The 1503-nt window shown below is 46.4% G+C and carries 1 protein-coding gene; it reads right to left on the bottom strand.

Translation table 11 applies throughout. The annotated features are described in order from the left end of the window. Positions 1–1503 (bottom strand): methyl-accepting chemotaxis protein (locus AB8S09_RS15740; RefSeq protein WP_369869552.1); only part of this gene is annotated, 1503 nt, incomplete at both ends.

The following is a 1503-nucleotide window of genomic DNA, read 5'->3' as shown; positions in this document are numbered from 1 at the left end:
CGTCTCCTCATTCAACTTCTCTACAATCTTGTTAAGCTCCGATGCATATTTGTCCACATTTTCAGAGGATGCATACATCTCCTCCGACGAAGCCGATATTTCCTGTGAAGATGCGGAAGTCTCCTCGGACACTGCAGTTACCGACTCTACTTTGCTCAAGACATCGTCCTTCGATTTGACAGTGGATTTCAGGGAAGCGTATGTATTTTCAAGCAGGGGCTTTATCTCCTCAACCGCCTCCGATATCTTCTCAAAGGATTTCTTGGTAACATTTGCCGTGCCTTCCTGATTCTCTACCAGGCCCTTCACTTTGTCAGACGTTGAAATTACATCCTTGGTCTCGCTGCTTATGGACTGTATGATCTGCTGTATCTGTTCCGTGGATTCCTTGGATTTCTCCGCAAGCTGTCTTACTTCCTCCGCCACTACTGCAAATCCTTTTCCTGCCTCTCCAGCCCTTGCTGCTTCTATTGCCGCATTCAAGGCCAGTAAATTGGTCTGATCCAGTATGCCGTTTATAACGTCAGTTATGCTTCCCACCTTTGATACACTGTCTCCAAGTCCCCCTATCTTGTCGGAAACCACTTTGAAAGACTTCCTTACATTTCCTATGGACTCAAGCAGACGTTCCACCTGCTGTCTTCCTTCTCCTACCGCAGCATCCGTCGTACTCGAGCTCTCTTTTACTTCAGAAAGCTTGCCGTATATATTCTGCAGCTCATCTGCAAGCCCTGTCATGCTGTTGGAAATGCCAACCAGATCATTCGCCTGCTGTGTAGTGCCCTTAGTCACTTCCTGTATCGCACTTGCCACATCGTTGGCGGCCCCGGTCATCTGTCCAGCGTTCGTCTTCAAATCAGAAGACATGGAATTCACCTTCAGCGAGTTGCCTTTTATGGTGCCGATTGTCTCTCTGAGGCTTTCGCTCATATTCCTGAAGCTGTCCGCCAGCACCCCTATCTCATCACTGCTCTCCACATCTATGCTGGCATTCAGGTCTCCGTCCGATATCTTCTTGGACACATCGACAAGCATGCCAAGAGGTTTCGTTATACCGTTTGATACTCTTATAAGTATAAATGCACATGCGGCAAAAGCTGCGACGGCCAGAAGTGAAATTATGCCGATTATACTGTAAACTGCTTTGTCGGCATTTTCCATGGAATTTCCTATATCTATCGCGCCGACAACTTTGCCATCAACTTTTACAGGGTATATTACATCGTATACCTGAGTCTTGTTCTTGTACTTGAACTTAGAAGAATAAACCTTCCCGCTTATGGCAGTTTTGCTGCCTGCGTCGTCCAGTTTCATCCCAATCCTGCTTTTATCCGTATGGGCCGTCACCTTCAAGTTCTTGTCCATATAAAGTGCATACACTACAGATTTATTCTTAGCCAGATTGTTAACTATATTTTGGGGCTGCATTTTGGCTGTAAGGCTCTGTACCTTATTTGCCAGCACCCCTATCTGTATGATTCCACCGTCTGAATTCTTCACAGC

Source organism: Clostridium lapidicellarium (assembly GCF_041224415.1).
GTDB lineage: Bacteria > Bacillota > Clostridia > Clostridiales > Clostridiaceae > Clostridium_B > Clostridium_B lapidicellarium.
Note: the sequence above shows the minus strand (reverse complement) of the source record. Positions and strands in the feature narration are given on the sequence as shown.